This window comes from Sphingomonas hankyongi, from assembly GCF_023516575.1.
Classification (GTDB): domain Bacteria; phylum Pseudomonadota; class Alphaproteobacteria; order Sphingomonadales; family Sphingomonadaceae; genus Sphingomicrobium; species Sphingomicrobium hankyongi.
In genome coordinates, this window is sequence record NZ_JAMGBE010000001.1 from 620500 (window position 1) to 644572 (window position 24073).

30 protein-coding genes, 1 tRNA gene and 1 pseudogene are annotated in these 24073 nt (G+C 64.9%); 18 read left to right on the forward strand and 14 right to left on the reverse strand.

The genetic code is table 11. From position 1 onward, the window contains the following. The first annotated feature begins 55 nt into the window (after positions 1-55). A complete protein-coding gene (locus LZ538_RS03335) occupies positions 56-1717 on the forward strand; it encodes a thiamine pyrophosphate-binding protein (RefSeq protein WP_249830573.1) in 1662 nt (553 codons plus the stop codon). Here LZ538_RS03335 and LZ538_RS03340 read toward each other — a convergent pair whose 3' ends face one another. After that, positions 1718-1924 (reverse strand): hypothetical protein, encoded by a 207-nt coding sequence (locus LZ538_RS03340; RefSeq protein WP_249830574.1) that lies wholly within the window; start codon positions 1922-1924, stop codon positions 1718-1720. Between the two features lie 70 nt (positions 1925-1994). After that, a complete protein-coding gene (locus LZ538_RS03345) occupies positions 1995-2657 on the reverse strand; it encodes a protein-L-isoaspartate(D-aspartate) O-methyltransferase (protein ID WP_249830575.1) in 663 nt (220 codons plus the stop codon). A 105-nt stretch (positions 2658-2762) separates the two neighbouring features. Between LZ538_RS03345 and LZ538_RS03350 the strand changes: the two genes are divergently transcribed. Together LZ538_RS03350 and LZ538_RS03355 are read left to right on the forward strand one after the other, a co-directional pair. Then, a complete protein-coding gene (locus LZ538_RS03350; RefSeq protein ID WP_249830576.1) occupies positions 2763-3674 on the forward strand; it encodes a hypothetical protein in 912 nt (303 codons plus the stop codon). Positions 3675-3677: 3 nt separating this feature from the next. Then, positions 3678-4589 (forward strand): SGNH/GDSL hydrolase family protein, encoded by a 912-nt coding sequence (locus tag LZ538_RS03355; protein ID WP_249830577.1) that lies wholly within the window; start codon positions 3678-3680, stop codon positions 4587-4589. On the opposite strand, the gene LZ538_RS03360 is transcribed toward LZ538_RS03355, so the two are convergent. Beyond that, positions 4590-5381: a thiazole synthase gene (locus tag LZ538_RS03360; RefSeq protein WP_347402733.1), complete on the reverse strand. Its 792-nt coding sequence runs from the start codon at positions 5379-5381 to the stop codon at positions 4590-4592. It abuts the gene before it with no gap. After that, positions 5382-5600, reverse strand: a complete 219-nt coding sequence (thiS, locus tag LZ538_RS13340) for a sulfur carrier protein ThiS (protein ID WP_249830578.1) — start codon at positions 5598-5600, stop codon at positions 5382-5384. 39 nt (positions 5601-5639) lie between these two features. On the opposite strand from thiS, the gene aroQ reads away from it, so the two are divergent. From aroQ to LZ538_RS03385, 4 genes are read left to right on the forward strand one after another with little or no spacing between them, the layout of a single operon-like run. Continuing rightward, entirely contained in the window at positions 5640-6113 is a 474-nt protein-coding gene (aroQ, locus tag LZ538_RS03370; RefSeq protein WP_249830579.1) for a type II 3-dehydroquinate dehydratase, read from the forward strand. 12 nt (positions 6114-6125) lie between these two features. Next, a complete protein-coding gene (accB, locus tag LZ538_RS03375; RefSeq protein ID WP_249830580.1) occupies positions 6126-6629 on the forward strand; it encodes an acetyl-CoA carboxylase biotin carboxyl carrier protein in 504 nt (167 codons plus the stop codon). A gap of 10 nt (positions 6630-6639) precedes the next feature. Next, positions 6640-7992 carry an acetyl-CoA carboxylase biotin carboxylase subunit gene (gene accC, locus LZ538_RS03380; RefSeq protein WP_249830581.1) on the forward strand — a complete coding sequence of 451 codons (1353 nt, stop codon included), beginning with the start codon at positions 6640-6642 and terminating at the stop codon, positions 7990-7992. A 51-nt stretch (positions 7993-8043) separates the two neighbouring features. Further along, a complete protein-coding gene (locus tag LZ538_RS03385) occupies positions 8044-8745 on the forward strand; it encodes a TonB family protein (RefSeq protein WP_249830582.1) in 702 nt (233 codons plus the stop codon). A 2-nt stretch (positions 8746-8747) separates the two neighbouring features. Here the strand turns inward: LZ538_RS03385 and LZ538_RS03390 are convergent, their stop codons facing one another. Continuing rightward, a complete protein-coding gene (locus tag LZ538_RS03390) occupies positions 8748-10118 on the reverse strand; it encodes a L,D-transpeptidase family protein (RefSeq protein ID WP_249830583.1) in 1371 nt (456 codons plus the stop codon). 54 nt (positions 10119-10172) lie between these two features. Then, positions 10173-10736, reverse strand: coding sequence for a YMGG-like glycine zipper-containing protein (locus LZ538_RS03395; protein WP_283937540.1), 564 nt, complete (start codon positions 10734-10736; stop codon positions 10173-10175). A 202-nt stretch (positions 10737-10938) separates the two neighbouring features. Here LZ538_RS03395 and arsC point away from each other — a divergent pair, with 202 nt between their 5' ends. Further along, complete coding sequence (arsC, locus tag LZ538_RS03400) at positions 10939-11286, forward strand: arsenate reductase (glutaredoxin) (RefSeq protein ID WP_249830585.1); 348 nt, start codon at positions 10939-10941, stop codon at positions 11284-11286. A gap of 12 nt (positions 11287-11298) precedes the next feature. Continuing rightward, a complete protein-coding gene (gene aat, locus LZ538_RS03405) occupies positions 11299-12048 on the forward strand; it encodes a leucyl/phenylalanyl-tRNA--protein transferase (protein ID WP_249830586.1) in 750 nt (249 codons plus the stop codon). 35 nt (positions 12049-12083) lie between these two features. Here the strand turns inward: aat and LZ538_RS03410 are convergent. The 5 genes and pseudogenes from LZ538_RS03410 to LZ538_RS03430 form a co-directional block, all read right to left on the reverse strand. After that, positions 12084-12317: pseudogene (locus LZ538_RS03410) on the reverse strand (DUF2155 domain-containing protein); the annotation flags it as partial. Positions 12318-12454: 137 nt separating this feature from the next. Then, complete coding sequence (locus LZ538_RS03415) at positions 12455-12838, reverse strand: NADH:ubiquinone oxidoreductase subunit NDUFA12 (RefSeq protein ID WP_249830587.1); 384 nt, start codon at positions 12836-12838, stop codon at positions 12455-12457. 38 nt (positions 12839-12876) lie between these two features. Continuing rightward, positions 12877-13317, reverse strand: coding sequence for a DUF192 domain-containing protein (locus tag LZ538_RS03420; RefSeq protein WP_249830588.1), 441 nt, complete (start codon positions 13315-13317; stop codon positions 12877-12879). 17 nt (positions 13318-13334) lie between these two features. Further along, positions 13335-13973 (reverse strand): cold-shock protein, encoded by a 639-nt coding sequence (locus LZ538_RS03425; RefSeq protein ID WP_249830589.1) that lies wholly within the window; start codon positions 13971-13973, stop codon positions 13335-13337. A 53-nt stretch (positions 13974-14026) separates the two neighbouring features. Then, complete coding sequence (locus LZ538_RS03430; protein ID WP_347402734.1) at positions 14027-14572, reverse strand: regulatory protein RecX; 546 nt, start codon at positions 14570-14572, stop codon at positions 14027-14029. Between the two features lie 55 nt (positions 14573-14627). Between LZ538_RS03430 and LZ538_RS03435 the strand changes: the two genes are divergently transcribed. Next, positions 14628-16421, forward strand: coding sequence for a fatty acyl-AMP ligase (locus tag LZ538_RS03435; protein ID WP_249830591.1), 1794 nt, complete (start codon positions 14628-14630; stop codon positions 16419-16421). Between the two features lie 6 nt (positions 16422-16427). Here the strand turns inward: LZ538_RS03435 and LZ538_RS03440 are convergent, their stop codons facing one another. Next, positions 16428-16679 (reverse strand): hypothetical protein, encoded by a 252-nt coding sequence (locus LZ538_RS03440; protein WP_249830592.1) that lies wholly within the window; start codon positions 16677-16679, stop codon positions 16428-16430. Between the two features lie 49 nt (positions 16680-16728). Next, positions 16729-17310, reverse strand: a complete 582-nt coding sequence (locus LZ538_RS03445; protein ID WP_249830593.1) for a cytochrome b — start codon at positions 17308-17310, stop codon at positions 16729-16731. A gap of 49 nt (positions 17311-17359) precedes the next feature. On the opposite strand from LZ538_RS03445, the gene LZ538_RS03450 reads away from it, so the two are divergent. The 5 genes from LZ538_RS03450 (at position 17360) to LZ538_RS03470 (ending at position 20671) form a co-directional block, all read left to right on the forward strand. Continuing rightward, on the forward strand, positions 17360-19369 hold the full coding sequence (locus tag LZ538_RS03450) for a CocE/NonD family hydrolase (RefSeq protein WP_249830594.1): 2010 nt from the start codon (positions 17360-17362) through the stop codon (positions 19367-19369). Positions 19370-19412: 43 nt separating this feature from the next. Then, a tRNA-Trp gene (locus LZ538_RS03455) sits at positions 19413-19488 on the forward strand. 107 nt (positions 19489-19595) lie between these two features. Then, a complete protein-coding gene (gene secE, locus LZ538_RS03460) occupies positions 19596-19793 on the forward strand; it encodes a preprotein translocase subunit SecE (protein ID WP_249830595.1) in 198 nt (65 codons plus the stop codon). Positions 19794-19824: 31 nt separating this feature from the next. Further along, positions 19825-20364: a transcription termination/antitermination protein NusG gene (gene nusG / locus LZ538_RS03465; protein ID WP_249830596.1), complete on the forward strand. Its 540-nt coding sequence runs from the start codon at positions 19825-19827 to the stop codon at positions 20362-20364. 121 nt (positions 20365-20485) lie between these two features. After that, positions 20486-20671, forward strand: a complete 186-nt coding sequence (locus LZ538_RS03470) for a hypothetical protein (RefSeq protein WP_249830597.1) — start codon at positions 20486-20488, stop codon at positions 20669-20671. A 305-nt stretch (positions 20672-20976) separates the two neighbouring features. Here LZ538_RS03470 and LZ538_RS03475 read toward each other — a convergent pair whose 3' ends face one another. Further along, positions 20977-21372: a DUF2501 domain-containing protein gene (locus tag LZ538_RS03475; RefSeq protein WP_249830598.1), complete on the reverse strand. Its 396-nt coding sequence runs from the start codon at positions 21370-21372 to the stop codon at positions 20977-20979. 308 nt (positions 21373-21680) lie between these two features. Here LZ538_RS03475 and rplK point away from each other — a divergent pair, with 308 nt between their 5' ends. From rplK to LZ538_RS13180, 3 genes are all read left to right on the forward strand, one after another. Continuing rightward, complete coding sequence (gene rplK, locus LZ538_RS03480; RefSeq protein WP_249830599.1) at positions 21681-22112, forward strand: 50S ribosomal protein L11; 432 nt, start codon at positions 21681-21683, stop codon at positions 22110-22112. Positions 22113-22115: 3 nt separating this feature from the next. After that, the gene (gene rplA, locus LZ538_RS03485; protein ID WP_249830600.1) at positions 22116-22811 is read left to right on the forward strand and encodes a 50S ribosomal protein L1; all 696 of its coding nucleotides are present in this window, start codon (positions 22116-22118) and stop codon (positions 22809-22811) included. A 219-nt stretch (positions 22812-23030) separates the two neighbouring features. After that, on the forward strand, positions 23031-23930 hold the full coding sequence (locus LZ538_RS13180; protein WP_283937541.1) for an outer membrane protein: 900 nt from the start codon (positions 23031-23033) through the stop codon (positions 23928-23930). Positions 23931-24073 lie beyond the last annotated feature (143 nt).

Below are 24073 nucleotides of genomic sequence, written 5' to 3' on the forward strand. Positions count from 1 at the left end.
TGAAGGAGCGGGATTCCCGCTTTCGCGGGAATGACGGGGTAGCTAAGTGCGCCCCATGACCAAACGCAGCGGCGGCCGCATCCTCGTCGACCAGCTCAGGATTCAGGGCTGCGACCGTATCTTCACCGTTCCAGGCGAGAGCTTCCTCGCCGTGCTGGACGCGCTGCACGACACGCCGGAGATCGAGACGGTGGTGTGCCGTCAGGAAGGCGGCGTCGCTTACATGGCGGACGCGGACGGCAAGATGACGGGGCGTCCCGGAATCGCATTCGTCACGCGCGGGCCCGGAGCGACCAACGCCAGCGCCGGCGTCCATGTCGCATTCCAGGATTCGACGCCGATGATCCTGTTCATCGGCGATGTCGCGCGCGGCGACCGCGATCGCGAAGGCTTCCAGGAAATCGACTTTCCGGCCTTTTTCGGGCCGATCACCAAATGGGCCGCGCGGATCGAGGATGCGCGACGCATCCCCGAATATGTCGCTCGCGCCTATCGCGTCGCCGCCGCGGGCAGGCCGGGCCCCGTAGTGCTTGCGCTTCCGGAGGATATGCTTCGCGACGAGGTCGAGGCGCTCGACCGCCCCTGCGTTCCGCCGCTGGCCGAAGAACCCGATCCCGGCGCCATCCAGGCGATGTTCGAGCTGCTGAAGGAAGCCGCCGCGCCGGTGGCTATCGTCGGCGGCGCCGACTGGAGCCCGCGCGCCGGTCATCATTTTGCGAACTTCGCGCACCGCTACGGCATTCCGGTGGCCGCCGCATTCCGCCGCCAGGACGCGGTGTCGAACAGCTGCTCCGTTTATGCCGGCCAGCTCGGCTATGGCCCCAATCCCAAGCTGCAGCAGCGCATCCGCGACGCCGACCTCATCCTCGCCGTCGGGCCCCGGCTCGGCGAGGCCACCACCGACGGCTACACGCTCATCACGCCCGACCATCCCGGCCAGACTCTCGTCCACGTCCATCCCGACCCCAACGAGCTCGGCCGCGTCTTTCACGCCGACCTGCCCATCTGTGCCGACATGGGCGAGTTCGCGGAGATGGTCGACGAGTGGATCGACCCTGATCTTGTCCGCTTTTCCTGCGGCGATGATGCCCACAAGGAATGGCTCGAATGGTCCGAGCCGAAGCCGCGCGACGGCGTCAAGCTCGACCTCGGCCCCTGCGTCGCTGCGATGCGTGAGAAGCTTCCCGACACCACGATCATCTGCAACGGCGCCGGCAATTTCTCCGGCTGGTGGCACCGCTACTGGCGCTACGGCGTGCAGCCGACGCAGCTGGCGCCGACGAGCGGGACGATGGGCTACGGCCTCCCGGCGGCGGTCGCTGCGGCGCTGCGCTTCAAGGATAGGGCGGTGGTTTGCGTTGCAGGCGACGGCGACTTCCTGATGAACGGCCAGGAGCTTGCGACGGCAGCGCAATATGGCGCGAACCTGCTCGTCATCATCGCCGACAATTCGAGCTACGGCACTATCCGCATGCATCAGGAACGCGAATATCCGGAGCGCATCTCGGCCACCCACCTCGCAAACCCGGACTTCGCGGCGCTTGCGCGCGCATTCGGCGGGTGGGCCGCTACGGTGGAAACGACCGACGCATTCGCGCCCGCGCTCGATGAAGCGCTTCAGCAGCAGGGTGTGCGGCTGCTCCACTGCAAGACCGACGTCGAGGTGATCAGCAACGCGACGACGATCGCGAAGCTGCGCGACAAATCGAGCCGCTAGCTAGCGCTGCTTCTCGTCAGTCGAGCGGTCGAGCTTCCATGCCTGTTCAAACAGCAGGGCATGGATATCGCGCTTCTCACGAAGGGATCGGCGTCGCTCTTCAGCGTCCGTTTCGCTCGCGGACGGGCGATCGTGCGGGAAATGCTTCACCAGCTCGTCGAAATGGCCGCCGAAGCTGCCTTGCTTGATCGGACGTTTCAAAGACATCGCTGACTCCGGGAACAACAACGACCGACTCAGCCGATTCTATCCACAGAACCTGCCGGAATGGCGTTTTTCAGCTATCGCTCCATCCTTCCTCACCGACCAGAGGAACGAAACGCACTCCCCCGAGATCCGACTGCTCGAGCGTCCCGTCGGTGCGCTTGCGCACCTTCACGAGTGTCTGCGTCCATCGCGGATCGCCGACAGGCATCACGATCACGCCTTCCGGCGCGAGCTGCTGGATCAGCGTCTTTGGCACGTGGCTCCCGCTCGCCGCGGCCAGGATCGCGTCATACGGCGCTTCCTTCGGCCAGCCCCTGGTGCCGTCGCCCGCAACGATCTCGACATTGTCGTACCTGAGCTGCTTGATCCGCTCGCGAGCGATGCGGACGAGCTGTGGGTGCCGCTCGATCCCGATGACGCGCGAAGCAATGCGTCCGATGATTGCCGCCGCATAGCCCGAGCCCGCGCCCACCTCGAGCACCTTGTCGCCCGGCGCGATGCCTGCAGCCTGGATCATCAACGCGACGATGTAGGGCTGGGAAATGGTCTGGCCGGCCTCGATGGGCAATGGATGGTCGCCATATGCGAGATGCCGCCGCTCGGCGCTCACGAATTCTTCGCGCGGCACTGCCCTGAACGCCTCGAGGATGTGAGGCTCGGTGATCCCGCGGCTCCGCAGCTGCGTCTCGATCATCGCCTCGCGGTCTGCGCTGAAGTCCGTCGTCGCAGTCATCCGCCTTCCTCTGCCCGCCGACGCAACGCGCGAGCTTTGAACCTCGCTCCTATGCAACCCTTACAGGCTAGGCGCTGTTGATTGCGCCGTCTAAGCGCGCTCTCAATGGCCAACTACCAGAACATCATGCGTCTGCGCCCCGAAGTCCGCGATTTCGTTCGCAACCGGCGCTGGGTGCATCGGGGCGACGTCATCACCTATGGCGCGAACGTTCAATGCGGGTCCTTCTCGACGGACGCGCGCGGCTACCGTCACAGCACCTTTCGCGGGCAGACGCTTTCCGTCGCCGATTGCGCCCGGAGCGATAGATACGGCCTGGTGCTGGGTCCGAGCAACGTCTACGGCTTCGGCCTCGCAGGCAATGAGAACACCATGCCCTCGCTTCTCGCGGAGCGGTTCGGTTTTCCATTCGGCAACGTCGGATTGCCGGAGGGCAACAGCCGCACCTTATTCTCTATCCTCCTTGGGATCGCGGCCCGCGCTCCCCGGCCGCCCTCGGTGATCGTCCATATCAGTGGCGGCGACTATACCAATTTCTGCTACACCGGGCTCGCCGACCCTTTGTTCGGCTCACCAAACCTCAAGCAGATTGAAATGGCGCTTCAGGAGCGCAAAGGGCGCCTGCCTCCGCCCGAAAAGCAGATCGAAAGCCTGCTCAGCTTCACGAGCTTGTGGATCCGCGCGATCGCCGAGCTATGCCACGCCAGGGGTATCGCGCTTGTCCTCGGGCATGACACGACCTTCTTCGAGAAGCGGCAGCCGAGCGAGATCGAAATACAGTCGGAACTCGGCAAGCCGTTCGGTCCAGCGCAGGAGCGTCAGTTCGCCATGCACAAAAGATTTGCGACAGATTATTCCAATCGGCGCGAAGGCCTCGCCGGGCGGCTCGGAATACCGCTGGCCGGTCCGGGGATGAGCAACGACATCGGCTTCGTCGACGAGTTCCACTACGACCGCGAAGGTACGCGCGCCCTGTGCGACGACTTTGCGGCCGCGATCGAAACCGTTCTGAGATAGGCAATGGCCAATTACCCGAAGATCATTGCCGATCGTCCCGAGGTTGCGGATTTCATCCGGTTGCGCACGACCTTGCGCTACCGCGGCGAAGTCATGGCCTATCCGGGTAACATGTCGTGCGGGAGCTTTTCGACCGACAAGGCGGGATTTCGGCACACTACGCTTGGCGGAGAGAGCTTCTCGGTCTCCGACTGCCTGCGAAGCCAGCGATATGGGCTGGTCCTGGGCGCCAGCAACAATTTCGGCTTTGGAATTGCCGGGAATGAAAACACCATGCCGTCGCTGCTCGCGGAGCGCTTCGGGTTTCCCTTCGCCAATGCAGCGATGCCAGGTGCGACGAGCCGTAATCTCTCCGGCCTGCTGATCGCCTTCCTGGCCCGCTCCGGAACGCGGCCCTCCATCGTCGTCCTTTCCAACGGCGGGGATCTTGCCGGATTCTGCGAGGCATCAATGGCGGATGCTGTCTTCGGTCCGCCAAATCGCGGGCAGCTCGCGGGCCCGATGAAGGAGGCCTGCCTTACGGCGGATCCCGACCAGCATGTGGCGGCGTTCCTGCGTTTTACCGGCTTGTGGACGATGTCCATCGGCAACCTGTGCCGCGCGCTCAAGATCCCACTCGTCCTGATCCACCAATCGACGATCTTCGACAAGGCGAGGCCCAGCGCCACGGAAAGGGAGTTCGAGCTCGGCAAGCCATTCCGCAAGTTGCAGGAACGGCAATTCGACAACTTCAAGAAGTTCAGTCGGCAGTTTTACGAAGGGCGTAAAGCAACTGCCGAGGGTCTCGCTGTTCCGCTTGCTGGCTGGGGCCTGTCCGACAAGCTCAGCTTCATGGACGAGTTCCACCTCGACCAGGAAGGCATACGCACGCTCAGCAACGCCGTCGGCGATGCCGTCGCTCCCCTGCTCGGCTAGCTAGATCAGTCCCGCCAGCGGGCTGCTTGGATCCGCATAACGACGCTTCTGCATTCGGCCCGCAAGGTAGGCGAGCCGGCCGGCTTCCACGGCGGCCTTCATCGCGCGCGCCATAAGCACCGGCTCCTTCGCCTCCGCGATTGCGGTGTTCATCAGCACGCCGTCGCAGCCTAGTTCCATCGCTACCGCGGCATCGCTTGCGGTGCCGACTCCGGCGTCTACGAGCACCGGTACGCTGGCACCCTCGACGATCAGCCGGATGGTGACGCGGTTCTGGACGCCAAGCCCGGAGCCGATCGGCGCTCCTAGAGGCATGATCGCTACCGCGCCGGCCTCTTCGAGCTGCTTCGCGGCGATCGGGTCGTCGACGCAATAGACCATCGGCTCGAAGCCCTCCTTAACGAGGACTTCCGTCGCACGAAGTGTCTCGCGCATGTCCGGATAGAGCGTCTTCGCTTCGCCCAGCACCTCCAGCTTCACGAGGTTCCAGCCGCCGGCTTCGCGCGCCAGCCGCAAGGTGCGGATCGCGTCTTCGGCAGTGAAGCAGCCGGCCGTGTTCGGCAGGTACGTCACTTTCTTGGGATCGATGAAGTCGGTCAGCCGCGGCTGGCTCGCGTCGGAAATGTTGACCCGCCGCACCGCTACGGTGACGATCTCCGCGCCCGAAGCTTCCACCGCCGCCGCATTCTCTTCGAGGCTCTTGTACTTGCCTGTCCCGACGATGAGCCGCGATGTGAAGGTGCGGCCTGCCACGCTCCAGCTGTCGGGCCTGATGTCCTGCTGCACGGTCACTCAACCGCCTCCAACGAAATGCACGATCTCATAATCATCGCCATCCTCGACGCAGACCTCTCCCAGCGTCGACCGAGGCACGATCTCCAGATTGCGCTCCACGGCGACGCGCAAGGGGTCGAGCCCCAGCAGGTTGACCATCTCGGCGACGGTGGTGCCCTCGGGCACACGGCGGTGCTCGCCATTGACGCGGATGGAAAGGGAACCGTCGAGAGTCATTGACAAACGGCAGATAGGAAGGTCCATCGCGCCACGCAAATGACCGACACGATCTTTGTCCTGAATGGGCCGAACCTCAACCTGCTCGGAACCCGCGAACCTCGCATCTACGGGACCAACACGCTTGCGGATATCACCGCCATGCTCGAGCAGCGGGCGAAGGCGCTGAAGCTGCAGCTGGACGTCCGGCAGTCGAACCATGAGGGTGAGCTCGTCGACTGGCTGCACGAGTCCATGGCGAAGGCCTCGGCCGTGATCATCAACGGCGGCGGCTATGCGCACACCTCGATCGCCATCCGCGATGCGGTCGCGGCCCTGCCGATCCCGGTGGTCGAGGTGCATCTTTCGAACGTTTACGCGCGTGAGGGCTTCCGTCGGCAGAGCATGATCGCGCAGGTTGCGCGCGGCTCAATCGTCGGCTTCGGCCCGCTCAGCTATATGCTCGCACTGGACGCGGCTTCGCACCTCTGCAAGGGAGCGGGCGCGACGCAGGCGAAAAGCCAGATTCAATAGGGGATTCGGGTCATGGCCCAACCGCCGAAAGGCGCAAAAATCGGCGATATGCGCATCGATCCCACCCTGGTGCGGGAACTTGCGCAGCTGCTTACCGACAATGAGCTGACCGAGATCGAGGTCGAGGATGGCGATCGCCGGATCAAGGTGAAGCGCGAGCCTGCGGCATTGATCGCTGCCCCTTCTGCGGCGCCGGCCCTCGCGGCTGCGCCTGCGCTGACCGGCCCGCCTGCCCACGCCAAGGAAGACCTCGGAGCGCCGGTCGCCGAAGAGGACGCCGGCGGAACGTCGATCAAGTCGCCGATGGTCGGAACGGCGTATCTTTCGCCGCAGCCCGGCGCGGCGCAGTTCGTCAGCGTTGGCGACACCGTGAAGGCCGGCGACACGCTTCTGATCGTCGAAGCGATGAAGGTGATGAATCCGATCACTGCGCCGGAAGGCGGCGTCGTCAAGAAGCTCCTCGTCAGCGACGGCCAGCCGGTCGAGTTCGATCAGCCGCTCGCCGTGATCGGCTGAGACCCTCCCGATGAAGATCCAGAAGCTATTGATCGCCAACCGGGGCGAGATCGCGCTTCGAATCCACCGCGCCTGCCACGAAATCGGGATAAAGACCGTCGCGGTGCACTCGACGGCTGACGCGGATGCCATGCACGTGCGCCTGGCGGACGAAACCGTATGCATCGGGCCCCCGCCGGCCGCCGAATCTTACCTCAACATCCCGAACATCATTTCGGCGGCCGAGGTCGTGCACGCGGACGCGATCCATCCCGGCTACGGCTTCCTGTCGGAGAACGCGCAGTTCGCGGAGATCGTGGAATCCCACAACATCATCTGGGTCGGGCCCAAGCCCGAGCATATCCGGACGATGGGCGACAAGATCGAGGCCAAGCGCACCGCTGCAAAGCTCGGCCTTCCGCTCGTTCCGGGCTCGCCTGGCCCACTGACCAGCGTCGCCCAGGCGAAGAAGCTTGCGGCCGAGATCGGCTATCCGGTCCTCATCAAGGCGGCGTCCGGAGGCGGCGGGCGCGGAATGAAGGTCGTGCCGTCGGAAGACCAGCTCGATAGCCTCATGAGCCAGGCCGCCGCCGAGGCCCGCGCCGCGTTCGGCGACGACACCGTCTACATGGAAAAATATCTCGCCGACCCGAGGCACATCGAATTCCAGGTGTTCGGCGACGGGCAGGGCGGAGCGATCCATCTCGGCGAGCGCGATTGTTCGCTGCAGCGCCGCCACCAGAAGGTGCTCGAGGAAGCGCCTTCGCCTGTCATCACTCCGGAAGAGCGCCAGCGGATGGGCGAGACCGTGCGCAAGGCGATGAGCGAAATGGGCTATCGCGGCGCGGGTACCATCGAGTTCCTCTACGAGGACGGCGAATTCTACTTCATCGAGATGAATACCCGGCTGCAGGTCGAGCATCCCGTCACCGAGATGATCAGCGACATCGACCTGGTGCGGGAGCAGATCCGCGTCGCCGCCGGCGAAGGGCTTTCCTGCACGCAGGACCAGGTCCAGCTGCACGGTCACGCCATCGAGTGCCGAATCAATGCCGAGGACCCGGAGACGTTCGCGCCCTCGCCGGGCCTGGTGAAGAATTATGTAGCGCCCGGCGGCATGCACGTCCGCGTCGATAGCGGCCTCTACACCGGCTATAAGGTGCCGCCTTATTACGACAGCATGATCGGCAAGCTGATCGTCTACGGAATGACGCGCGAGGACTGCATCATGCGGCTGCGGCGCGCCCTCGAGGAATATGTTGTCGAGGGGATGAAGACGACCATCCCGCTCCATCAGAAGCTGGTCCGCGATCCCGAATTCCTCGCAGGCGACTATACGATCAAGTGGCTCGAGAAGTGGCTCGCGGAAGCGGCGGCGGGCTAATAAACTTTCCGCCTTGAGGGGCGTTTCGCTGGCGATACGACGAGGCGTCTATTGTCCAGTTACCGCGCTACAGCCAACCGACCGGAAAAGGCGAAGGCCATCGCCGCGGTTGTCCTCGTCCATGCGATCCTCGCCGCCGTCATCATCACCGGCCTGAACGTCAGCAGGGTCAAGCAGACAGTCGAACGCCTCGTGACCTTCGAGATCCGCGAGCCTCCGCCGCCGCCGCCGGTTCCCCCGCCCCCTCCGCAGCGGAAGCCCAAGCAGGCCAAGCTCGAAGAGGGCGCGGCCGGCAAGAAGGCCAACCCCTCGCCTATCGTAGCACCCAAGCCGCGAATTCCGGTGCAGTCGCCGCTGCCCGCCGCGCCGGTCGCTGGCACAGGAAGCGCAACCTCCTCGGGCGCGGCCAATTACGGCACGGGCACGGGGGCCGGGGGCACGGGTAGCGGCCGCGGCGGCGGAGGCGACTTTTCAAAGTTCACGCCGGCGCGGCGGATCACCAAGATCCCCGACCGCGAGTACAGGCGACTTTCGGCGACAGGCATCAGCAAGGGTACGGTTGGAGTGACGATCAAGGTCAACACCGACGGCACGCCATCCAATTGCCGTATCGCCCGAACCAGCGGCGACGGCAGCATCGACGCTCTGATGTGCGAGCTGACTTTGCGCTACGTGCGGTTCAGCCCCGCGCTCGACGACCAGGGCCGCCCCGTCGCGCAGGACATCACTTTTTACCCGAATTGGTATCGCTAGCCCTAGCGGGAAGCGACGTCGCCGCCTCCGCCGAGCGATGCAATCCGCGCTGCATCGCGCCCGTACACATCGTCATAATAAGCGATCGTGCCGCCGTCGGGCATCGCCGTCAGATAGGTGATGTAGACGGGAACGGGATCGTTCAGCGGGACGCGCTGCTCAGTGGTCGCGCTTTCCCAGTCCAGCTCCCTTCCGAACATCCACCGGCCCAGCCGGGCAGCATCCTCAAGGCGCACGCAGCCGCCGCTGTAAAGGCGCGCGGCCTGTTCGAAGAGCTCCCTTTCCGGATTGTCGTGGAGATAGACCCCTTCCGAATTGGGGAACATGAACTTCATTCGGCCCATCGAATTGTGCGGTCCTGGAAGTTGCCGGATCAGCACTTCCGTCTTTCCGTCGGCGACCGCTTTCCAGTCGATCGTCTTGGGATCGATGATGTTGGGGTTGTCCACCCAGTCCGACATGACCTGGTAGCCAAGCTCGTCGAGATAGCCGAGCCCGCGCTTGAGCACGTTGGGCGCGATCCTCTTGGCCGCGAGATCGGGCGGCACGTACCAATAGGGATTGAGCGCGGCGAAACGGATCAGCGCCGTCATGAGCGGAGTGGGGTATTTTGGCTTGCCCACCACGACCCGCATCGAGTCCACCGCCTGCCGGTTCTCGTACATGAAGAGCCGCTGCTGCGCCGCATTGACCACCACGTAGCGGTTTCGTCCGGCGGGCAGCACGCGTGCGCGCTCTAGGTTCAGCGTCAACAGCTCGCGCTCGTGATCGCTCGCATAGCCATGGCTCAGCAGCGCTTGCCTCAGCTCGCCATAGACGGGATGCATCCACCCGATCTGCCCGACATAGACGGCAAGCGATGGAGCGTTGGCGGCGTCGAGAAGTGCCGCGAATGGGGACGGCGCCCGCGGCTTAAGCTGCGGCTCGACATAGATGATGCCGATCCCGGGATCCTTGCGGAGATCGCTAACGTAGGCCGCGAACGCCTCGCTCAGTTGCTGGTCGGCGACCTGGGCGGCCTTTGGGTCGCTTCGCGCCCTGGCTACTGCCTCGTGCAGGGCGCTCACGTGATATTTGTCGGGGTCGAGACCATCGATTCGCGCGTTGGCGAGCACGGTCAGCAATTGCTGCGCCGCATCGCCCGACTTCGGCGTCAGCCACAAGGGTGCGCCGCTTCGCGCGCGGTAGAAATCGGCAACGCTCTGGCTTGGCAGCCTCACCGCCGCTGCGGCGACCGGCTGGGGCGCAGGCTTTTTCGCCTCGGCAGAAGCAATGGGCGTGGCCGCCAGCACCAGGCCGGCAACCACGCTCAACGCTTTTGAATAAACGTGCACCGGCGCGAGGCCGGTGCACGCATTACGCAAGTTTGACACTGTAACTCCGATATTCAGCGTTCCCATCAAAGCATCACTTTGATGGGCGGCCGATTAACCGCGCTCGCCACTCCGGGCAGGCGGCGGAGCCGAGTAGGTCGGCGCAGGAGCAGTAGAAGCAGGGGCACCCGCATAATACTGCCCGTTATAGACGTAGCCGTCCACCCGGCCGTCATTATTCTGGTCGGCCCAGATCGCGCCGGCGAGACCGCCGACCGCAGCGCCGATCACCGCGCCTTCGAGGACGCCGAGGCCCGGGATGACCGCGCCGGCAACGCCGCCGAGAGCCGCACCGCCGAGAGCGCCGGTCGCAACGCGATGAAGCGTCGGATCGTAGCCCTGAGGCGTGCCCGAATAATATTGGCCGTTGTACGTGTAGCCGTCGACATAGCCGTCATTGTTGCTGTCCGACCACACCGCGCCGGCGAGACCGCCAATGGCCGCGCCTACCGCGGCGCCTTCGATCATGCTGACGCCCGGGATTACCGCACCCGCGGCAACGCCGGCGGCCCCGCCAATCGCGGCGCCCTGCGCGATGTCGCCGTTCTGCGGCGTCGACGCACAGCCGGCCAATGCGACGGAACTCGCAAGAGCAAAGGCCAGAAGTGATTTTTGCATCGTCTTTCTCCCGTATCGTTAAGCTTTCCGGGACATGCTCCCGGGCCCCGGTCCCCCGGCGACGGTGCATGTCACAGTCGCAGGAACGACGATGAACGCTCATCGTTCCGCATGCGCGACAATGCCGGATAATCCGGTAAGGTGAGGTTGGTTCCGAGCTGAAACCCAACTGCTTGATTCTAATGAGAAAGAGGCAAGAGACTTGAAAGCGACCATCTACCACAACCCAATGTGCGGCACGTCCCGGAAAACATTGGAGATTCTCCGCGATTCCGGCTGCGACGTCTGGATTCGCGAATATCTCAAGCAGCCCCCGACCCACGATGAACTGGTGCAGCTTTACGACAAGGCGGGCATCCGCCCGCGCCAGGGGCTTCGAGCGAAGGAGCCGATCGCTGCGGAGCTCGGGCTCACGCGCCCGGACGTGACCGACGACGAGATCATCGACGCCATGGTCAAGCACCCCATCCTGATTGAGCGGCCGCTGGTCGAGACGGGCAAAGGCGTCCGTCTGTGCCGTCCGCAGGATAAGGTGCGCGAAATCCTGTAGGCTCGAAGGGGCATGAGTCGCCTCGATCCACGGCTGCTGTTGCAGGGCTACGCCAGCGGGATCTTCCCGATGGCCGACAGCCGCGAGGCGACCGAGCTGTTCTGGGTCGAGCCGCGGAATCGCGCGATCATCCCCCTTCACAAGTTCCACCTGTCGCGCACGCTTCGCCGCACTTTGCGCTCAGGCCAGTTCGCAGTGACCCACGACCGCGATTTTCCCGCCGTCATCGCCGCGTGCGCCGCGCGCGAGGAAACGTGGATCAACGCCGAGCTGGAGCGCGCCATGCTTGCCCTGCACGGCTCGGGCCATGCGCACTCCATCGAAGTGTGGGAAAATTCGGAGGGCGGTCCCGATCTCGTCGGCGGCCTCTACGGCGTGAAGCTCGGCCGAGCCTTCTTCGGCGAAAGCATGTTCAGCCGGGCGACCGACGCGTCCAAGGTCGCGCTCGCATGGCTGGTCGCTCGTCTCCGGGTCGGCAATTTCACGCTTCTCGATTGCCAGTTCATGACCAGCCATCTCGCCTCGCTGGGCGCGGTAAGCGTGCCGCGGGAAGCCTATGTCGCGTTGCTCTCCGCGGCGCTCGGCGGCGGTGGCGCGGTTTCGGGCGCGGCGACCGGCGTGCTGCTCGACGCCTTGTCGCGAATGCCCGCGGCCGAGCCCGACTTCGTCGCGCTAGACCGGTTGCTCGAAGTTACTGGGGCAGCCGGCGCTGCCGGCCCCGCCGGATATGTCATCTCGCAGCTCTTGGGCCAGACGTCATAGATCGGGTGCTCGACCACGTTGAGCGAAGGCGATTCCTTGTAGAGCCAGCCGGAGAACACCGGATGCCAGCTGCGATCGGTACGGCGCACGAAAACCCGGACAAAAGCGCCTGTCAGTTTCTCTTCTTCCCAGGGCGCGGTTGTCTCGCAGGCACGCAGCGAAACGATCAGATCCTTCCATTGGGCCGACTGACCCGGCTTCAGCACGATCGTGCGGGTGATGCCGTTGCGCTTGTTGAGCACGCCCAGCGTAGCGACCCTCTGCGCCATCGGGGTCACGCCCGCCTGGTTCAGATTCCGCTGGGCGGCGTTGGTGGCGGCCGAGGATTCGTTCTTGGTCTCTCCGCCCCGGCCACAGGCCGCGAGCGCGAAGGCGATCAGCAACGGGGCGGCAAGAAGTCTCACCCTTATTCGGGAATCCAGGGCTCGTAATCGCCCGTGGAGGCTGGCCGCACCTTGCCCGATCCCAGCGCACCATCCGGGCGGAAGGCGGCCATCGTACCGGTCAGGTTCGGCGTCGGCTCCTGCTGGAACTTCCGCACCGGCGGGAGCGCCTTTTCCGGGAGGTCGTCGATCGTGCCCTTGAGCCAAAGCTGCCACGCCGGCGGCACCCGGCTGCCGTCGTTCGATCCTTCGTAGATCACCCAGCGGCGGACGGGATTCTTCTTGTCGCGGAAATAGACGTTCCCGGCGTCGTCCTTGCCGACTTCCTCGCCGTGCAGGCGCGTCCACAGGCCGGTCCCGACCGTGGCCCCATTCCACCAGGTGAAGATTTTCGCGAGCGCGCCCATTGGCAGCGCCTCTGCCGAGTCATTGGCGGGAGCGCAAGCTACCGGTGCCAGCTGACTTGGTCGCCCGCTCGGATTCCAAGCTCCGCTGAGCGCCCGCCCCCGATTTCCAGCACGGCGGCGACAGGCTCTCCGGAACGTACAGGCTCCAGGGACTGTGGCCTGGTGTTGGCCGCGATCCGGGCAATGCTGCCGTCGGCACGGATGAAGATCATGTCCAGAGGGATCAGCGTGTTCTTCATCCAGAAGCCGACCTCCATCGGAGGATCGTAAGGGAAGATCATGCCGGCGTCGGGACCGAGATCGGTGCGGAACATGAGGCCCGTCGCCTGCTCTTCCGGCGAGACGGCGATCTCGACCGTGAATCGATGGGCCCCGGTCGCTGTCTGGATCGTAAGAGGCACTTTTTCGAGGCCGGTCTGACCTTGCTGCTCGACTGCTGCTCCTGCGCTGCTGGTCGGCGCGCTGCAGGCGGCCAGCACTGCAAGCCCGCCCAGCGCTAATCCGCCGAATCGTCGGAGTGAAGCTCGACCGCGGTCAGCCCTTTGCCGCTCGACGCGATCCTGGCCATCAGCTTCTGGCCCGGCTGCAGCTCCCCGACTTTCGCCTCGCGCACTGTTTCCATGTGCACGAAGACGTCCTCGCTCGAAGAATCCGACTCCCGTCTGAGGAAACCGTAGCCGCGTACGCGATTGAACCATTTTACCTCCACCGACTCGAACTCACCGGCTGCATCGGACAGGGCCCTGCGATCGGCGCGATCGGCGGAGGAAATGGCTGAACGATGAGGTTGGGGCAAGGCCGAGGACAGGTCGATGGAGATGACCCTGCGCGCCTGCAGTCCACGCTCGAGGCGAACCGGAATGCACTCGATGGTGGCCCCTTCGGGAACGCTCCGGCGGCCATGCTCGCGGAGGACGCTGAAGTGCAGAAGGACGTCGCCGTCGACGTCGTCGCTGACGACGAATCCGAAGCCGCGCGTCGCGTCGAACCATTTCACGCGTCCGGTGATAGGCTCCATTTCCACGCCGTCGGCAGGCGCGTCGTTTTGCATCGCGGCATCCGCGACGGCCTTCTCGTCCGAAACGGTTAGGGCCGGCGCATCCTGCCCGGCCTGCTTGGAAGTTCCACGCGGCACGGTCACGTCTTACCAGCGCACCCTAATGTCGGCAAACCGACTTTACACTCAGGTCAGTTACCTATTCCGCCTAGGGAGTCGGCGTCGACCGGCGACCCCGGATCGAGGGAAACGATGGCGCGCGCGATTTCCAGTCGGTGACCGGCTCGCATCATCGCCGCAAGCGCCTTCTCCCGCTGCTTTCGGTCGAGCGCCGGACCTGTCCCGAAAGGACCTATCCGTCGCCTCTCGGCGAAGCGCAGGGCGGCCGCCACGGCCTCGCCCTCGGCATGGTCGCATGCGGCTTCACCATCTTCGTTGGCGACGCCAGCCACCTTCAGCGTCTGGAGGACACGGCGCTTGCCGTAGCCGCGAGCGGAAAGCGCCTGGGCCTTGGCCAGGGCAAATGCGGAATCGTCTATATAGCCCTGCTCGGCGAAGCGGTCGGCGATCGCCCCGACATCGGGCCGACGATCGCCCGCCCACCCCCGTTCCCGGATCTTGCGCTCAAGATATTGCCGCAGCTTGTGCCGGGTTGTCGCGAAACGCCCGACATAGGCCAATCCGAGGTCGCGGAGGCCGTTTTCGTCGAGAGGGCGCGGCGTCCTGCGAGGCTTCATTGAAGGCATTGCGCCATGTTTGTGCCACAGTCGCCGACCATCAGAAATGTCTCATATGCGAACATCTGAGGGAAATACCGGCGTGCTCGATCGCAACGCCCCTGCAAACAGCGAATTAGCCCCTCCGGGCGCCACGCCGACACTGGACGAGCTGCCTCGCCGCGTCGCCGACTTCGAGACGCTCGGAGAAGCGCTCGATTATGCGGCGAAGGGGCGGCGCGGGCTCAATTTCCATGACGCCCGCGGCACCCTGGTGCGCGCTTACCCCTATTCCGAACTTCGCGAGGACGCGCTTGAAGCGGCTCAGCGGCTGATCGCGCTTGGCGTCAATCCCGGAGACCGCGTCGCGCTCGTCGCCGAAACCGGTCCGGAATTTGCCGCTTGCTTCTTCGGATCGGTCTACGCCGGCGCCTGGCCCGTTCCATTGCCCCTTCCTACCAGCTTCGGCGGACGCGACGCCTACGTCGACCAGCTTTCGGTGCAGTTGAAGAGCAGCGATCCGGTCCTTTTCCTCTATCCCGAGGAGCTTTCCGACTTCTGCGCCGACGCCGGCACTCAGATGGGCGTCGCTTCACGCGGCTGGGAAAGCCTGGCCGAGGTCGAGCGGGCGGCTGCCGCCCTGCCGACCGCACAGCCCGACGACATCGCTTATCTGCAATATTCCAGCGGCTCGACGCGCTTCCCGCACGGCGTTGCCGTTACGCACCGCGCCCTCCTGTCCAACCTGCGCGCCCATGGCATTGGGCTGGAGATCGAGGACGGCGACCGGTGCATCTCCTGGCTCCCCTGGTATCATGACATGGGGCTCGTCGGCTGCTTCCTGTCGCCGATGTCGCTGCAATTCTCCGTCGACTATCTGAAGACCGAGGATTTCGCGCGCCGGCCGCTCGCCTGGCTCGACATGATCACTCGCAATCCCGGGACCACGGTCAGCTACTCGCCGACATTCGGCTACGACATCTGCTCGCGCCGGATGAGCTCGCAGACGCGTGCTGAGGACCGGTTCGACCTTTCGCGCTGGCGCATCGCCGGCAATGGCGCGGACATGATCCGCCCGGACGTCATGCAGGCGTTCGTCGACTCCTTTGCCGGGGCCGGCTTCCAGGCATCGGCCTTCTGCCCCAGCTACGGCCTTGCCGAGGCCACGCTGGCCGTTTCGCTCATGCCGCCGGGCGAAGGCATCCGGCTCGAGCTCGTCGAGGAAAACGAACTGTCGGGCGGCGAGCCTGGCGATGACGAGCGTCCGCGCCGCTACCGGGCTGTCGTCAATTGCGGCAAGCCAGTGCACGGCATGGAGATCGAGATCCGCGGGGCCGAAGGCGAAGAGCTGCCGGACCGCGGCATTGGCAAGGTCTACGTGCGCGGCACGTCGGTCATGCACAGCTATTTCCGGGACGAGGAATCGACCCGCGCCTGCCTCAGCGACGACGGTTGGCTGGACACCGGCGACATGGGCTACATGTCCTCCGGCTACATCTTCATCGTCGGCCGCGCCAAGGACATGATCATCATCAACGGGCGCAACCACTGGCCGCAGGACATCGAATGGGCGGTCGAGCAGCTGCCCGGCTTCAAGTCCGGCGACATCGCAGCCTTCGCCATCACCGGCCCGTCCGGCGAGGAAACGCCCGCCGTGCTGGTCCACTGCCGCGTCTCCGACCCGCACGAGCGGGGCAGGCTGCGCGACGACATCCGCGAGCGGGTCCGCGCGATCACCGGCATCACGCCGGTTGTGGAGCTCGTTCCGCCGCGCACGCTGCCGCGCACCAGCTCTGGCAAATTGTCGCGGACCAAGGCGCGGCGCCTTTATCTGTCCGGCGAGATTCAGCCCTACGACATCGCCGCCTGAAGCGGCTCAACGCTGCCGGAGGTACGCCGCCAGGATCGAGTGCTGGCGCAATGCCTCCGCTTCATCCTCGCGGCGCATCGCGAAGCTCGTGAGATAGGGAATGACGAGTTCGACAGGGAACTCGAACTCTTGGTTCGCCCTGATCCGGCTGAGCAACGCGATGGAAAGGTCCTGCACGCGGTCCCAATCCGCCGCATGATATTCTTCCTCTTCGGAAAGCAGCTCCGACAGGGATCTTTTGAGCTCGTCGACAGTCATTTCGCAGCCGCAATGCTACGCGACTGCCGAACGTCCGCTTTAACCTGGATTATAGCCTTCGCGTCGGCAGCATCCGCTGCAGGACGCGGTCGCGCAGCACATAATGATGATAGAGCGCGGCCAGGGCATGCAGCACGGCGATGATCACGATCGCCCAGCCGATCCATTCGTGAAGCTCGCGCAGCTCACCTCGAAGCGGCCGCGCGATCTCGCCAATCAGCGGCGGGATGCCGAGCCCGAAGAATTCCATCGGCCGGCCCGCTCCCCAGCGGAAGGTGAAACCGAGCACGGCCTCGGCCGCCAGCAGACCGTAGAGCAGGTAATGCGTGCCCTTGGACGCCAGCTTGACCCAGCCTGCCTCGAGCGAGGGCACCTGATGGCCGGGGATCCAGCGCCACACGAGCCGCGCGAGGATGACGGCGGTGAGCAGCACGCCGAAGGACATGTGCGTGCCCTCCATCAATTCCTTGGCGGGCTTGGCGAACCAGTCCCACGTCTCTGCTAGCGCGAAGTTGGCGAACACCAGGAATGCGGTCGCCCAATGCAGCGCTACGGCCACATTGTCGTAGTTCGTGCCGTCATCGCCGGCGGCGATGCGGGTGGCTGTGTCGAAGGAAGTTTGATCGGTCATCTTCTCGGCGCCTAGCGGCTCAAGCGCTTATTGCAAGCGATTCGCAACAATGGCCGTGTTGCCGCCCTGGCAGGTGCGTGCGATGAGCCGCGCGGGGAGTGATATGCGCTGGAAGCCGATCCCATTCATCGCCGTCATCCTCGCGATAGCGGCGCCGATCGCGGCGCAGGTCCAGCAGGCGGTCGAGCCGGCGGTCCAGCCCGGTGGCGACATTCCGCGCGATTTCCGCGCCCCCCTGCGACCGCGCGCTCTTGCGCTTCCGGCCCCGCCTCGGCCGGGGTCCGACCTGCAATATCTGCGCCGCGAGGCGATGATCCCGATGCGCGACGGCGCGCGGCTCTACACGGTGCTCATCGTTCCTCGCGGTGCCAGGAAGGCGCCGATCCTGCTCGACCGGACCCCTTATTCCGCGGCGAGGGCCGCCGCGCGCGGAGCCGGCCCCTGGCCCGAGAACATCCTGTCACCCCTGTTCGCGGAGCTGATCCGCGCCGGCTACATCGTCGCCCTGCAGGACGTTCGCGGCAAATATCGCTCAGAGGGCGACTACGTGATGAACCGGCCCCTGCGCGGCCCGCTCAACCCGACCGATGTCGATCATTCCACGGATGCTTACGACACGATCGACTGGCTGGTCCGCAACGTGCGGGAAGGCAACGGGCGCGTCGGCGTGATCGGGACCAGCTACGACGGCTTCACCGCGGCAATGGCGCTGGTGAACCCGCACCCGGCGCTCAAAGCGGCGGTGCCGATCAACCCTATGGTCGACGTCTGGAAGGGCGACGACTGGTTCCACAACGGCGCCTTCCGCCAGTCGATGGTCAGCTATGTCTACGGCCAGACGGCCGCGCGCGATTCCGACCAGGAAAGCTTTCCCGGCGGGACCGACGACTACAATGCCTTCCTGCGCTACGGGTCGGCAGCGGAATATGGGCGGGCGCTCGGAATGGAGCGCATGCCCTTCTGGCGGAGGCTCCTGCGTCACCCCGATTACGACGCCTACTGGCGGCAGCAGGCCGTCGACAGAATCCTTGCCCGCACCGGGCTGACCGTCCCGACCCTGATCGTCGGCAGCCTGTGGGACCAGGAGGACATTTACGGGGCCGCCGCCCTGTTCCAGGCGATGAAAGGCAGCGGCAAGGCCCGTTTCGCGCTCGGTCCCTGGTACCATGGGCAGGTCAATTATCCGGGCGTTTCCCTCGGCCAGCTCGACTGGGGCACGGACACGGCGCGCTGGTTCCGCCTCAACGTCATGATCCCGTTCCTCGACGCGGAGCTGAAGGGCGGGCCAGCGGCCAATGTCGCTCGCGTCACCGCTTTCGAAGTTGGGCCCAACCAGTGGCGCCGCCTCGACGACTGGCCGCCCGCCTGCCTGCGCGGTTGCGGACGCAGCCTTACCGCCCTGCATCTCTCCGACAGGTCTCGCCTGGCCTTCGACGAGCCCGGAGCAAACGGATCCGACACCTATGTCTCCGATCCCGCCCGCCCGGTGCCCTACCGTCCGCAGCCGAGCCTTTCGCCCTGGGCCAAGGGGTCGACCTGGCCCTACTGGCTCGTCGACAGCCAGCGCTATCTCGAAGGGCGCAGCGACGTCCTCACTTACTCCAGCGCGCCGCTCACCGCGCCACTGAAGCTCGCCGGAACCCCGCTGGTGCACCTTGTCGCCTCCACGACCGGCACCGACAGCGACTGGGTGGTGAAGCTGATCGACGTCTATCCCGACGCCTACCCGGCGAAACCTCTGCTCGGGGGCTACCGCCTGCCGATCGCGATGGAGGTGATGCGCGGCCGTTACCGCGACGATCCGTCAAAGCCCAAGGCCGTGCCAGCGAACCAGCCCGTCACTTACGAGTTCGCGCTCCCGGCGATCAGCTACACCGTCCAGCCCGGACATCGCCTGATGGTCCAGGTCCAGTCGAGCTGGTTCCCGCTCTACGACCGCAACCCGCAGACCTTCGTCCCCAATATCTTCTTTGCGAAGGCGAGCGATTATCGCACCGCGACGCAGCGCATCTTCTACGGCCCGTCCGGCACGTGGATCGGGCTGCCCGTTGTGAAGTGACCTTGCGCCTTGCGCCGGCGCTGGCTACCTCGCGCGACGGCCTAGGAGTGTAGCTCAGTTGGTAGAGCATCGGTCTCCAAAACCGAGGGCCGGGGGTTCGAGTCCCTCCACTCCTGCCACGCCTTCATCTTGAAGACTCGGACAACCGACGCTAAGTCGCATCCCAGCCCCGCCGGCCCGAGAGGTCCGCGGGGCGCTTTTCTATCTGCAAGAGAGCATCGAGACAGTGGCGAGAACGAGCGTCGGCGAATTTGTCAGGCAGGTCCGCGCCGAGACCGCGAAAGTCCACTGGCCGACCCGCAAGGAAACGGTCGCGACCGCGATCATGGTGATGATCATGGCGCTCCTGCTCGCGACCTTCTTCTTCGGCGTCGACGCGTTCTTCTCGACGCTCGTCAAGTTCCTGCTCGGCCTCCTCGGCTAAGCGCACACAACGTTATTCAAGGCACAGACCCATGTCCCGCTGGTACATCATCCACGCTTATTCCGGTTTCGAGAACAAGGTCCGCGACGCGATCAACAGCGAAGCGAACCGTCTCGGCCTCACGTCCTTCGTCGAGCAGATCGAGGTGCCGACCGAAACGGTGACCGAGATCAAGCGCGGCAAGAAGGTGCAGTCGGAGCGCAAGTTCATGCCCGGCTACGTCCTCGCCAAGCTCGAGCTCAACGACCAGGTCTACCACCTCGTCAAGAACACGCCGAAGGTGACCGGCTTCCTCGGCCCCAACGGCAAGCCGCAGCCGATTCCGGACGCGCAGGCCGCGCGCATGCTCGACAGCAGCGAAGCGAGCGCGGCCCACGCGCCCAAGCAGAAGATCAGCATCGACTATGAGATCGGCGACTCGGTCAAGGTCCTCGACGGCCCGTTCGCGAGCTTCAACGGAGTGGTGGAGGAGCTCGACTTCGACCGCAGCCGCGTGAAGGTCTCGGTGAGCATCTTCGGCCGCGCGACTCCGGTCGAGCTCGAGTTCGAACAAGTGGAAAGGGTGAAATAGCCAGCGGCTATTCCCACTTTCGTCATCCCGGACTTGATCCGGGATCCAGCTCATCAAACACCAAAAGGGCCGCTTCCGCGGCCCTTTTCTGTTACAGGGATTGCTGAAGGGGGGCGCATTCATGGCCAGCGGCGAGAAATTCGAACGCCACCGCCAGCCCTGGCGGCAGGACGAGATCCAGAAGCTTCACCAGCTCGCCGGCAAGGGCATGAGCGTCCGCGCCATCGCCAAGGCGCTCACCCGCAGCGAGGAAAGCGTCAAGGACCGCGCCAAGGCGGATCGGCTGAGGATCAGCAAGCTGAGATAGGTCAGAGCCCTGACTATTGTCAGGAGCGCGCTTCGCCATGCTTAGAATTCCCTGTCCTACAGCCCGCCATCTGTGATCTAGAATCGCGGATGAGCGCGGCGATCTTCAAAGGTCACAAAGTGGACGAAGTAGAAGGAGCCCCCGATTCATTCACTTCGCGTGCGCCGCTGCGCGGACGGCACGCGCAGCAAAGGTCACAGCAAAGTCAACTTCGGATGCGCGCCCGCAAGAGGGAAAGGCCAGTTCAGGACGCTCGCGGCACAGTCAATTTGGTCAACTTCGCGAGGCGCGACATCAGCAGCAGGTCAGAGGAACTTCTGCGCCTGCTTGAGCACCATGCCGCACGCCTGCGACTTCATGTCGCCGCTGAGGCTTCCGAGCGACAAGGCATTGCCGCTCTTGCCGGTCAGGATGTTGCCCGCCTGCCCCGCAGTATAGCCGCTCGACCCCGCGACGCCGGGCTTCTTGGTCAGGCTGCTCAGCACGTTGGTCGCTCCGCCCGCGCTCGCGCCGCCGAGCAAATTGTTCTGCAGGCAATAGCCGAGCACTCCGGCGGCATTGCCCATGCCCATCGAGGAAATGCCGGACAGGCCGCCAAGCCCGCCCATGCCGGGGAGGGACGGGAATTGCGCCGAAGCGGGGGCGGAGGCGGAGGCGGCGGCGAATGCAGCGAAGAGGAGAAAAGCCCTGGATCTGGTCATGGCTGGGTTCCTTTCGCGTTCCGCGCTAGGACCGGGCCGCTGGGCGCGAAATCAGGGACAGCACCGATGCCCTTCACTTCAGCGACTTTTTCCCTTAAGGGCGCGCCCTTCCGGACATTCGGAGTGTCGTTCCCCTGCGAAGGCAGGGGTCCAGGCTTCACGTTCGGACCGGGCTCCTGCCTTCGCAGGAGCACGAAAAAGCTGCGGGAGGATGCCTCGGCATCCGCTTGGACCGCTAAACTTCGACGTCTTCGTCGAACCCCGGGCACTTGATCCGGGGTCCAGCGAGACAAAACGAGAGTGAGACCATGGCAAAGAAAATCACCGGCTATATCAAGCTGCAGGTGCCCGCGGGCACCGCGAACCCGGCGCCGCCGATCGGCCCGGCGCTCGGCCAGCGCGGCGTCAACATCATGGAGTTCTGCAAGGCGTTCAACGCCGCCACGCAGGAGCTTGAGAAGGGCGCACCGATCCCGACCGTCATCACCGTCTATGCGGACCGGTCGTTCAGCTTCACCACCAAGACGCCGCCCGCGTCCTTCCTGCTGAAGAAGGCGGCGAAGATCCAGAAGGGCTCCTCGGAGACCGGCAAGGCGAGCGCCGGGACGATCCGCCGTTCGCAGCTGCGCGAGATCGCGGAAGTGAAGATGAAGGACTTGAACGCCAACGACCTCGACGCGGCGTCGAAGATCATCGAAGGCAGCGCCCGCGCAATGGGCCTCGACGTGGTGGAGGGCTAAGAGATGGCGAAGCTGACGAAGAGGCAGAAGGCCCTGACCGCGGTCGACCGCGAGAAGTTCTACGGCGTCGATGAGGCGATCAGCCTCGTGAAGTCCAACGCGACCGCCAAGTTCGACGAAACCGTCGAGGTCGCGCTGAACCTGGGCGTCGACCCGCGCCACGCGGACCAGATGGTGCGCGGCGTGGTCAACCTCCCCAAGGGTACCGGCAAGACCGTGCGCGTCGCCGTGTTCGCCAAGGGCGGCAAGGCCGACGAGGCCAAGGCCGCAGGCGCGGACGTCGTGGGCGCCGAGGACCTGATGGAGACCATCCAGGGCGGCACGATCGATTTCGACCGCGTCATCGCGACCCCGGACATGATGGGCGTCGTCGGGCGCCTCGGTAAGGTGCTGGGCCCCAAGGGGCTGATGCCGAACCCGAAGCTCGGCACCGTCACCATGGACGTCACCAAGGCGGTGACCGACGCCAAGTCGGGCCAGGTCGAGTTCCGCGTCGAGAAGGCGGGCATCGTCCACGCCGGGATCGGCAAGGCGAGCTTCTCCGAGGACGACCTCAAGGAGAATTTCCGCGCGTTCATGGATGCGATCATCAAGAACAAGCCGTCGGGAGCGAAGGGCAAGTTCGTGAAGAAGCTTTCGGTGTCCTCGTCCATGGGCCCGGGCGTGAAAGTTGCGCTGGAGGAGATCGCGGGAGCCTAAGTGCTTCTCGCAACTGCGAAAAAATGGAGGCCGGGCGGAAACGTCCGGCCTTCTTCGTCTCGGGTCGTCGCCTCGTGCCAACGGTTCGGCTGTGTCGTGAATGCAACAGTTTTCTACAGAGTCACCCCATCAGGTTGTTGCACTGCAACCAAAGCGGAAGGTCTTTGTTCGGGGGTTCGAACAGGGGTTCATCTTCAACCACAAAAGGGGTCTATCCTCATGCGTAAACTTTGGCTTGCTACCGCCGCAGCGGTTGCCGTCGTGGCGACTCCCGCCGCGGCTCGCGACGGTTCCGGCTACATCGGACTGGAAGGCGGCGTGCTCTTCCCGAAGGACCAGGACATTGATGCCGTGGTCGACTTCGACGACAATACCGACGTCGCCGACGTCGTCGCCGACAATGTTGCCGGCCTCGACTTCAACACCGGCTATGACCTCGACCTCGTGGGCGGTTACGACTTCGGCATGTTCCGCCTCGAAGCAGAGGTCGGCTACAAGCGCGCCAAGAACGACAACATCACGCTCGACGCGGATGTGCTTGACGAGATCAACGCCGGTGCGGGCACCGACTTCACCAACGAAGATCTCGACCTCGGCGGTTCCGCCAAGGTGTGGTCGTTCATGGCCAACGGCCTGCTCGACTTCGGCGGCAACGGCGGCGTCGGCGGCTATGTCGGCGGCGGTTTCGGTCGCGCCAGCGTCAAGGAATTCGGCGACAGCGACAGCGCCTGGGCGTGGCAGCTCCTCGCCGGCGTCTACGCGCCGGTCAGCAGCAATATCGATGTGGGCCTGAAGTATCGCTACTTCCACACCGGAAAGCTGAATTATTCGGACAGCTTCGCCTTCGACGCGACCGACACCGGCGTCAGCGGAGGTGTCGCGACCTTCGGCATCAACGATCACTTCAGCTCGCACAGCCTTCTCGCGAGCCTGATCTACAACTTCGGCGCGGCCGCTGCTCCGCCGCCTCCGCCGCCTCCGCCTCCGCCTCCGCCGCCGGCTCCTCCGGCGACGCAGACCTGCCCGGACGGGTCGGTGATCCTGGCGACGAGCGCATGCCCGGCTCCGCCGCCTCCGCCTCCGCCGCCGCCGGTCGAGCGCGGCGAGCGCGGACGCTAAGTCCCAAGCCAGCACCTACCCAAGGTCTGGCGATCGAGGTCCCGGGCGAGGCGTCCTGCTTCGCCCGGGACTTTCGCTTTCTGTTGCTGCGCCGCAAGAAGCGCCCCCGGTCGATGCTGCACCGCAACAATTTAGTGGATTGT

Bases quoted from the DNA above. Each gene is read 5' to 3' on its own strand.
- LZ538_RS03450 (WP_249830594.1), top strand. From the start codon at position 17,360: ATGGCCGTGTTGCCGCCCTGGCAGGTGCGTGCGATGAGCCGCGCGGGG.
- LZ538_RS03395 (WP_283937540.1), bottom strand. From the start codon at position 10,736: ATGCAAAAATCACTTCTGGCCTTTGCTCTTGCGAGTTCCGTCGCATTG.
- nusG (WP_249830596.1), top strand. From the start codon at position 19,825: ATGTCCCGCTGGTACATCATCCACGCTTATTCCGGTTTCGAGAACAAG.
- LZ538_RS03340 (WP_249830574.1), bottom strand. From the start codon at position 1,924: ATGTCTTTGAAACGTCCGATCAAGCAAGGCAGCTTCGGCGGCCATTTC.
- thiS (WP_249830578.1), bottom strand. From the start codon at position 5,600: ATGACTCTCGACGGTTCCCTTTCCATCCGCGTCAATGGCGAGCACCGC.
- rplK (WP_249830599.1), top strand. From the start codon at position 21,681: ATGGCAAAGAAAATCACCGGCTATATCAAGCTGCAGGTGCCCGCGGGC.
- aroQ (WP_249830579.1), top strand. From the start codon at position 5,640: ATGACCGACACGATCTTTGTCCTGAATGGGCCGAACCTCAACCTGCTC.
- LZ538_RS03335 (WP_249830573.1), top strand. From the start codon at position 56: ATGACCAAACGCAGCGGCGGCCGCATCCTCGTCGACCAGCTCAGGATT.
- aat (WP_249830586.1), top strand. From the start codon at position 11,299: ATGAGTCGCCTCGATCCACGGCTGCTGTTGCAGGGCTACGCCAGCGGG.
- LZ538_RS03445 (WP_249830593.1), bottom strand. From the start codon at position 17,310: ATGACCGATCAAACTTCCTTCGACACAGCCACCCGCATCGCCGCCGGC.
- LZ538_RS03345 (WP_249830575.1), bottom strand. From the start codon at position 2,657: ATGACTGCGACGACGGACTTCAGCGCAGACCGCGAGGCGATGATCGAG.
- accB (WP_249830580.1), top strand. From the start codon at position 6,126: ATGGCCCAACCGCCGAAAGGCGCAAAAATCGGCGATATGCGCATCGAT.
- LZ538_RS03430 (WP_347402734.1), bottom strand. From the start codon at position 14,572: ATGAAGCCTCGCAGGACGCCGCGCCCTCTCGACGAAAACGGCCTCCGC.
- rplA (WP_249830600.1), top strand. From the start codon at position 22,116: ATGGCGAAGCTGACGAAGAGGCAGAAGGCCCTGACCGCGGTCGACCGC.
- accC (WP_249830581.1), top strand. From the start codon at position 6,640: ATGAAGATCCAGAAGCTATTGATCGCCAACCGGGGCGAGATCGCGCTT.
- LZ538_RS03415 (WP_249830587.1), bottom strand. From the start codon at position 12,838: ATGGGCGCGCTCGCGAAAATCTTCACCTGGTGGAATGGGGCCACGGTC.
- LZ538_RS13180 (WP_283937541.1), top strand. From the start codon at position 23,031: ATGCGTAAACTTTGGCTTGCTACCGCCGCAGCGGTTGCCGTCGTGGCG.
- LZ538_RS03440 (WP_249830592.1), bottom strand. From the start codon at position 16,679: ATGACTGTCGACGAGCTCAAAAGATCCCTGTCGGAGCTGCTTTCCGAA.
- LZ538_RS03475 (WP_249830598.1), bottom strand. From the start codon at position 21,372: ATGACCAGATCCAGGGCTTTTCTCCTCTTCGCTGCATTCGCCGCCGCC.
- LZ538_RS03435 (WP_249830591.1), top strand. From the start codon at position 14,628: ATGCGAACATCTGAGGGAAATACCGGCGTGCTCGATCGCAACGCCCCT.
- LZ538_RS03355 (WP_249830577.1), top strand. From the start codon at position 3,678: ATGGCCAATTACCCGAAGATCATTGCCGATCGTCCCGAGGTTGCGGAT.
- LZ538_RS03350 (WP_249830576.1), top strand. From the start codon at position 2,763: ATGGCCAACTACCAGAACATCATGCGTCTGCGCCCCGAAGTCCGCGAT.
- LZ538_RS03470 (WP_249830597.1), top strand. From the start codon at position 20,486: ATGGCCAGCGGCGAGAAATTCGAACGCCACCGCCAGCCCTGGCGGCAG.